Annotated in this window: 8 protein-coding genes; 1 reads left to right on the top strand and 7 read right to left on the bottom strand. The window is 64.4% G+C overall.

Annotated elements, in window-relative coordinates:
- Positions 1-192: 192 nt before the first annotated feature.
- The gene (gene aceE, locus CSC68_RS06045) at positions 193-2,883 is read right to left on the bottom strand and encodes a pyruvate dehydrogenase (acetyl-transferring), homodimeric type (RefSeq protein ID WP_162202620.1); all 2,691 of its coding nucleotides are present in this window, start codon (positions 2,881-2,883) and stop codon (positions 193-195) included.
- Positions 2,884-3,611: 728 nt separating this feature from the next.
- On the opposite strand from aceE, the gene CSC68_RS06040 reads away from it, so the two are divergent.
- Positions 3,612-4,007 (top strand): STAS domain-containing protein, encoded by a 396-nt coding sequence (locus CSC68_RS06040; RefSeq protein WP_162202619.1) that lies wholly within the window; start codon positions 3,612-3,614, stop codon positions 4,005-4,007.
- Between the two features lie 45 nt (positions 4,008-4,052).
- On the opposite strand, the gene CSC68_RS06035 is transcribed toward CSC68_RS06040, so the two are convergent.
- The 6 genes from CSC68_RS06035 to CSC68_RS06010 all read right to left on the bottom strand — a co-directional run bounded on the left by CSC68_RS06035 (position 4,053) and on the right by CSC68_RS06010 (position 7,069).
- On the bottom strand, positions 4,053-4,826 hold the full coding sequence (locus CSC68_RS06035) for a hypothetical protein (protein WP_162202618.1): 774 nt from the start codon (positions 4,824-4,826) through the stop codon (positions 4,053-4,055).
- A gap of 79 nt (positions 4,827-4,905) precedes the next feature.
- On the bottom strand, positions 4,906-5,154 hold the full coding sequence (locus CSC68_RS06030) for a hypothetical protein (RefSeq protein WP_162202617.1): 249 nt from the start codon (positions 5,152-5,154) through the stop codon (positions 4,906-4,908).
- A gap of 152 nt (positions 5,155-5,306) precedes the next feature.
- Complete coding sequence (locus CSC68_RS06025) at positions 5,307-5,912, bottom strand: CPBP family intramembrane glutamic endopeptidase (protein WP_162202616.1); 606 nt, start codon at positions 5,910-5,912, stop codon at positions 5,307-5,309.
- A 567-nt stretch (positions 5,913-6,479) separates the two neighbouring features.
- Positions 6,480-6,623, bottom strand: a complete 144-nt coding sequence (locus CSC68_RS06020) for a hypothetical protein (RefSeq protein WP_162202615.1) — start codon at positions 6,621-6,623, stop codon at positions 6,480-6,482.
- Positions 6,624-6,676: 53 nt separating this feature from the next.
- The gene (locus CSC68_RS06015) at positions 6,677-6,883 is read right to left on the bottom strand and encodes a hypothetical protein (protein ID WP_162202614.1); all 207 of its coding nucleotides are present in this window, start codon (positions 6,881-6,883) and stop codon (positions 6,677-6,679) included.
- Between the two features lie 12 nt (positions 6,884-6,895).
- Positions 6,896-7,069: a hypothetical protein gene (locus CSC68_RS06010; protein ID WP_162202613.1), complete on the bottom strand. Its 174-nt coding sequence runs from the start codon at positions 7,067-7,069 to the stop codon at positions 6,896-6,898.
- Positions 7,070-7,204: the final 135 nt, after the last annotated feature.

The raw sequence follows: 7,204 nt of genomic DNA, 5'->3' as shown, positions 1-7,204 counted from the left end.
CCAGCTTCGGCTTCACGCAGGAAGCCGATGATCTGCTCTTCGGAAAAGCGCTTCTTCACGTCCAATCTCCGTCTGGTTGGGGATTGGACTCCAAATCGACCTGCTACTCAAAGATGGGGGGACGTCGGCTTCGCTCCAAAGAGAAAAAGGCGGCCATGAGGCCGCCTTTTCCGTTCTAACTACCGCTACAGATCAAACCCCAACAGGATTCGCCTTCTCCGGGTCGATCTTGTACAGCTTGATCGCCCTGGCCACGTCCTTGCCAGTCATCTTGCCGTCCTTGGCGAGGGCCGCGATCGCCGCGTGGGCGATGTAGTAGCGGTCCACCTCGAAGAAGCGGCGCAGGTTGGCGCGGGTGTCGGAGCGGCCGAAGCCGTCGGTGCCCAGCACGGTGTAGTGCATCGGCACGAAGGCGCGGATCTGGTCGGCGAAGGTGCGCACGTAGTCGGTGGCGGCGATCGCCGGGCCCTGGCGGCCTTCCAGCAGCTGGGTGACGTACGGCTTGCGCTGCTCGGCTTCCGGATGCAGGCGGTTCCAGCGCTCGGCGTCGAAGCCCTCCTTGCGCAGCTCGTTGAAGCTGGTGCAGGACCAGATGTCCGAGGTGACGCCGAAGTCCTTGTCCAGCAGCTCGGCGGCGGCGATGGCCTCGCGCAGGATGGTGCCCGAGCCCATCAGCTGCACGCGCAGCTCGTTCTTCTTGGGCTTGCCGGCGTCCTTCAGCAGGTACATGCCCTTGATGATGCCCTCGGCCGCACCCTCCGGCATTTCCGGATGGGTGTAGTTCTCGTTCATCAGGGTGACGTAGTAGTACTCGTCGATCTGGTCCTCCAGCATGGCCTTCATGCCGTACTGGATGATCACCGTCACCTCGTAGCCGAAGGTCGGGTCGTAGCTGCGCACGTTCGGGATGGCGCCGGCCAGCAGGTGGCTGTGGCCGTCCTCGTGCTGCAGGCCCTCGCCGTTGAGCGTGGTGCGGCCGGCGGTGCCGCCGAGCAGGAAGCCGCGGGTACGCATGTCGGCGGCCTGCCAGGCGATGTCGCCCACGCGCTGGAAGCCGAACATCGAGTAGTAGATGTAGAACGGCAGCATCGGCACGTCGGACACCGAGTAGCTGGTGCCGGCGGCCATCCACGACGCGATCGCGCCCGGCTCGCTGATGCCCTGCTGCAGCACCTGGCCGGTCTGGTCCTCGCGGTAGTACATCAGCTGGTCGGAGTCGACCGGCTTGTACTTCTGGCCGAACGGCGCATAGATGCCGATCTGGCGGAACAGGCCTTCCATGCCGAAGGTACGGGCCTCGTCGGCCACGATCGGCACCAGGCGCGGACCGACTTCCTTGTCGCGCAGGGCGATGTTCAGCGTCTGCACGAAGGCCATGGTGGTGGAGTAGCTGCGGTCGCCGCTGGCCTTGAGCAGGCGCTCGTACTTGTCCAGGCCGGGCACGGCGAAGGACTTGCTGGCCTTGCGGCGGCGCTGCGGCAGGTAGCCGCCCAGCGCGGCGCGACGCTCCTTGAGGTACTGCACTTCCGGCGAGTCCTCGCCGGGGTGGTAGAACGGGATCTGCTCGGCCTCGGCCAGCTGCTTGTCGCTGATCGGGATGTTGAAGCGGTCGCGGAACGCGCGCACGGCGTCGTCGTCCAGCTTCTTGGTCTGGTGGGTCGGGTTGAGCGACTCGCCCGCCGAGCCCATGCCGTAGCCCTTGACCGTCTTGGCCAGGATCACGGTCGGCATGCCCTTGGTGTTCACCGCGGCGTGGTAGGCGGCGTAGACCTTGTGCGGGTCGTGGCCGCCGCGGTTCAGGCGCCAGATGTCCTCGTCCGACAGCGCCGCGACCATGGCGGCCGTCTCCGGGTATTTGCCGAAGAAGTGCTCGCGGGTATACGCGCCGCCGAAGGCCTTGCAGTTCTGGTACTCGCCGTCGACGGTTTCCATCATCAGCTTGCGCAGGACGCCGTTGGTGTCCTTGGCAAGGAGCGGATCCCAGTACGAGCCCCACAGCAGCTTGATCACGTTCCAGCCGCCGCCGCGGAACACGCCTTCCAGCTCCTGGATGATCTTGCCGTTGCCGCGCACCGGGCCGTCCAGGCGCTGCAGGTTGCAGTTGACCACGAACACCAGGTTGTCCAGGCCCTCGCGACCGGCCAGGGCGATGGCGCCCAGGCTTTCCGGCTCGTCGGTCTCGCCGTCGCCCAGGAAGCACCAGACCTTGCGGTCGGACGGCTCGATCAGGCCGCGGTGCTCCAGGTACTTCATGAACTGCGCCTGGTAGATCGCGGCCAGCGGGCCCAGGCCCATGGACACGGTCGGGGTCTGCCAGTAGTCCGGCATCAGCCAGGGGTGCGGGTAGGACGAGATGCCGCGGCCGTCGACTTCCATGCGGAAGTTGTCCAGCTGGCTCTCGTTGATGCGGCCTTCCAGGAAGGAGCGGGCGTAGATGCCCGGGGCGCTGTGGCCCTGGATGTAGAGCAGGTCGCCGGGGTGCTGGTCGGACGGGGCGCGCCAGAAGTGGTTGAAGCCCACGTCGTACAGGGTGGCCGCCGAGGCGAAGGAGGCGATGTGGCCGCCCAGGTCGCCGGGCTTGCGGTTGGCCCGGACAACGGTGGCCATCGCGTTCCAGCGGATGATCGAGCGGATGCGCCACTCCAGCTCCGCGTTGCCGGGGCTCTTGGCCTCCTGGTGCGGCGGGATGGTGTTGACGTATTCGGTGGTGGGGGAGAACGGCAGGAACGCGCCGGACCGGCGGGTCAGCTCGACCATGTCCTCCAGCAGGGCATGCGCCCGCTCCGGGCCATCACGGTCGATGACCGCCTTGAGCGATTCGATCCATTCCCGGGTCTCTACCGGATCCGGATCGTTCTGAAGCACATCGTTCAGCCAGTTCATATCACTCCCATTGCCGCGCGTGGGGACGCGGCGTGACGTTGTTCTTGTGGACCACGGAGTTTAACGCACGGGTGCCTTCGACCGCTTCGCTACGGGGGCGTATGTGCTTGCGGTGGCACGCGCCTGCCACGCTCTTTCAATGCTGCAGTGCGGGATCGCGTAAGCACCTGATGTTTGCCGGATTTGGATGCGGGCGAGGGGTTGGTATCTCATGCAACCAATACAAGTGGCCATGGGCGTGCCGGACACGCAACGGATTGTCGCGACACGGCCGGGGGCACAGGCGCCTCGAACAGGCACCGCCGGCAGATGTGGAGGTGCTCGGCGGTATCCGCACTGGCCGCTTCCGCGCGTCCATTCGGAACCCGCTGCCACCGCATCCCTCGCAGGCCACGGCGCCCTGCGCCGCCTCCGCGCACCCGGACAGCTGCCGCACGGAGCCGGGCCGCCGGAGGACTTCCCGCTGACTGTTTCAGCGAACTCCTATGCCAGCGCGGCGCTACGAGGCCCATTTGGATCGGAAGACAGGAGCAACCGGCTGCCTGTTCCACCCCCATAGGTGCGGCCGACGCCCTCGCGCGCCATCGACCAGCTTGCGTCGCCGGTGCCCTGGACAGGAACGCCCGCCGGCTACACGCCCTTTTTGCAATCTCCACCGTACGATCCGGCATGGTGCTCCCCCGGCACCGCCACGCAGGCAGTACGCGTGGGTCTGGAGATCGTTTGCCATGAGTCAACTCAGGATCGAACCCGCTCCCCCGCAGAACGGCATCCAGCGGGTCGCGGTAAGCGGCCGACTGGATACCCGCAGTTACCCGGAACTGGACCAGGCGCTTGACCCCCTGCTGGATGACGAGCGCGTCTCGTCGCTGGTGCTGGACCTGGAAGGCCTCAACTACATCAGCAGCGCGGGCATCCGCTCGCTCTACCGTGCCCGCCGCACCTCGGCCGCGCGTCGTCGCCGCGTGCTGCTGGTCAATCCGCAGCCGCAGGTGCAGAAGGTCTTCGACGTGGTGAAGTCCGTCCCCCTGAAGGACGTATTCACCTCGGTGGAGGAAGCCGACGAGTACCTGGACGCGGTACAGCGCAAGCTGGTGGCGAAGGTGGCCACCACCGCGTCCTGACCACCGAAGGCTGGACCGCCGGCGGGATTGCCCCCGCGGCGGCAGTCAGGGTATCCCGACCCGCACGACCGTCACCGCAGGCCCTTCGTCGAGGACAAGCCTGCATTGGTAGGTGGCGGCCAGCACCGCCAGCATCGACCTGCCGTCGGCCACCTGGGCCTGCCACTCGGCGCGCGGCAGCTTCGCCTCGAGCATCCGGGCAACCTTGACCCCCGCAGTGAAGAGGCGGTAGCCGGTGTCGTCGGGGAACAACCTGGCGCGGAACGCCTCGTACTCCCCGAGACGCCCCGCGAAGGTGACGGAGTACGAATAGAACTCCGCCGGCCACTCCCAGAAGATCTTGTAATTGAGATAGGTACGGGCGCCCTCTTCGAGCGCAGCGTATGTCTCCTCCAGCGCACTGCAGTCCACGTCTTCGGCACCGCGCGCGACCTCGGCGTGCATGGTGTCGATGGCGTCATAGAACCCGTCGAACGCGCGGCCTTCCGCATAGGCCCGCACGAGGATCGGATCGACTTCCAGGTAGGCCAGCGGAATCCTTCCGCCATAGAACTGGGCAGCAATATGGAACGATTCATGCGCTGCGAGGAACTCCCTGGCCCTGTCCCCGCCGTTCACGCCAGGCCACAAGCCCATGACTGCCACCAGCCGGTCTCCGACCTGCGCGAACCTGAACTCATGGCGCTCGGCGTCCACCCGGAGCAGCTCGGAATCCGCATCCGTTGTGCCCTCGTAGACGACGACGGCCTGTTCGCTCGATGGCCACCGAATCCGGGAAGCGTGCTGCCATGCATCCGCGTCAATGACGACCTCGGCCATGGGTGGTGGAAAATCCAGCATAACTACCCCCGAAGAGATTCAAACGTGGGCGCGCACAACGTACGCGCCCACGTGCCCATCAGCTCTTACCGCTCTCCGCAGCGCGCAGGTCGCCACAGGTCGTGTTGATGTTGACGGTTTGCGTGGTCTTGGCCTCACCACCGATTCCGTTGAACTTGCCGCCAACATTGGCGGAGACCTCGATGGTGAAGCTCACACCCGTGTTATCAGGCAAACCCTCGCACTGCTTCAGGGCCGCGTCCCGCGCAGCAGAATTTCCGTTGCCACCAGCGACAGAGCACAGCTCATAGGTCATCAGTTCACGCATAGATCCTCCTTGATCAGATCGGGGCAGATCCATTCCACCCCGCGAAAAGACTTGCCTATGAAGGTCGCAAAATCAACGCCAGCATCCTGAAAGAAGGATGAGACTTTCCTGACAAACGCAACCGCCCAACTCACCTTGGCGGCTCTCGCGCCTCAGGCAAAGAATCCGTAGCCGCGTGTTACGTACCAGAGCGATATCAACAGATTCACCAGTCCATGCACGACTGCCCTCTGCATGGTGCTGAAGTTCCACTTCAGTGCCAGGAAGCAGAGCACCATCGAGAAGATGAATGCCCAGAGGAAACCGTCGTGGACTAGTGCGAACGCTACCGACACGAATACGGATGCCAGCACCGGATTGAGCGTCTTGGACAGACCACGCAGAAGCAGCTCACGTACGACCTTCTCTTCGTAAATCGGCGCAGTAACCAACACGGTCGACAGAGTGACGACGATGGCTGCACGGTCAACTTTCGCCAGATCGAGGAAGCGGGTATTGCCCCAGGCAAAGACACCAACCCAGATGGCCACCAGACCCGCTGCGCAGAGGACGAGAACCACTCCCAGGACCGGTGTCCATGGACGGCCATATCGGTCGGGATAGAACCAGAGAAGCATGGCCGCGACGAGCGCCTCTGCGATGGGCTTGGCCCCCACGACGCCGAGCCGCTCTCCTGCCCACCACAGCCCTCCCCCGGCGAGAGTGGCGAGAACACCTGCCACCAGATAGTCCTGGGCGGAATTGCGATATCCGGCCACGCGTCGCTCCCAGGAGTGCGGTGAAGAGCATGGGGCCCTTCACCGCGAAGATCGGCCTAGAACTGGAAGTAGGCCCTGGCCCGCTCGATGATGCCGGGCACAGTGAACGGACTGGCCGCAAGGAACGCATACGTCGCCCTCGCCGCCGTTCCCCACGTCGAGGTGTAGCCACCGCAGGTAACCGAGGCGCCATTCGTTCCTACCGTGGCAGAGCAATACAGCTCTTTCGGCTCACCTCCTGAAACGCGGAAGCAGTCCTGCATCGATAGCGTGTGCATTGGTGTCACTCCTTTGACTGGTGGGATGGAGCTGCCTGCCCCATCCGCCGGCGACGCCGGCAAGTGGGATATCGCACCTTACTGGCAGATACGCAATCAGCACACATCCTTCGTGCTCCTCAGAAACGACTGACATCGCCACTGAGTGGCAGCCGATACAACAGCATCAGAGAAGCCCCTAAGTCGCCAACTGGGCTTGCCTTCAGCTGGGAAGACAATGCGGCTCTATTGCAGGTCACGAACTGCCGCGCAGAGAAAGAGCAGACGCCCGTTGACCACCACCTCGCACTTACTGCCCACATGCCCTGGAAAGCTCGGCATTGGTCTCGTAAGCCGTCTTGGCAATCGCGATGAAGCTTGCTCGGTTGTGCCAGGAGTAGAGGAATGCGCCAACCAGGATCAGTGCCCACCAGTGGCTGTTCTTCATTTTCATGCTTCTGCTCCATCCGGATGGTCCGGCCCCTGGTGGGGGCCGGACCGGTTACTTCAGTGAAGCTGGCGACGGTAATGGTAGAACGCGCCATAGATCGCCCCGGGCGGTCCAAAGATCACCCTGCCGATACGGGACTCGGCAGAGGTCAGGCCGTGGTAGATCCGGGCCAATGCCTTGCCGACATCCTCGTCCGCTTCGGCATCCGCCGAACCACCCGAGACCAGGGTCAGCTCCTGGAGGGACAAGGTCCGAAGACTCATGACTGCCGCCTCCTAGTGTTGCTGGTGTGCGGCATTGAGCCGCGCGTTCTCGGCCCTGGCGGCCTTCCAGATCGTGTGCAGCGAGCCCCTGTTGGCATGCGCCCACGCGAGTACCGCGCCGACGGCGGCAAGCGCCCGCACACCACCCTGCACCTCACGCAGCTCGGATGGATTGAGTTCCCTCATGACATTCCTCCTTGAAGTCAGATGCGCCCTCATGGCGCATCCGGGAAGATGCCTCAACGCCTGGAGAGTTCTATATCCAAAAGGCGCCCGTGGGTGTCGGAAATTTCCGACACCCGTGCGACGTTTTCCGTGGGG

It is taken from the genome of Pseudoxanthomonas suwonensis (genome assembly GCF_010093235.1).
GTDB lineage: Bacteria > Pseudomonadota > Gammaproteobacteria > Xanthomonadales > Xanthomonadaceae > Pseudoxanthomonas > Pseudoxanthomonas suwonensis.
The sequence above is the reverse complement of the archived record's forward strand: the minus strand, read 5'-3'. Positions and strand labels throughout refer to the sequence as shown.

Bases quoted from the DNA above. Each gene is read 5' to 3' on its own strand.
- aceE (WP_162202620.1), bottom strand. From the start codon at position 2,883: ATGAACTGGCTGAACGATGTGCTTCAGAACGATCCGGATCCGGTAGAG.
- CSC68_RS06040 (WP_162202619.1), top strand. From the start codon at position 3,612: ATGAGTCAACTCAGGATCGAACCCGCTCCCCCGCAGAACGGCATCCAG.
- CSC68_RS06035 (WP_162202618.1), bottom strand. From the start codon at position 4,826: ATGGCCGAGGTCGTCATTGACGCGGATGCATGGCAGCACGCTTCCCGG.
- CSC68_RS06030 (WP_162202617.1), bottom strand. From the start codon at position 5,154: ATGCGTGAACTGATGACCTATGAGCTGTGCTCTGTCGCTGGTGGCAAC.
- CSC68_RS06020 (WP_162202615.1), bottom strand. From the start codon at position 6,623: ATGAAAATGAAGAACAGCCACTGGTGGGCACTGATCCTGGTTGGCGCA.
- CSC68_RS06015 (WP_162202614.1), bottom strand. From the start codon at position 6,883: ATGAGTCTTCGGACCTTGTCCCTCCAGGAGCTGACCCTGGTCTCGGGT.
- CSC68_RS06010 (WP_162202613.1), bottom strand. From the start codon at position 7,069: ATGAGGGAACTCAATCCATCCGAGCTGCGTGAGGTGCAGGGTGGTGTG.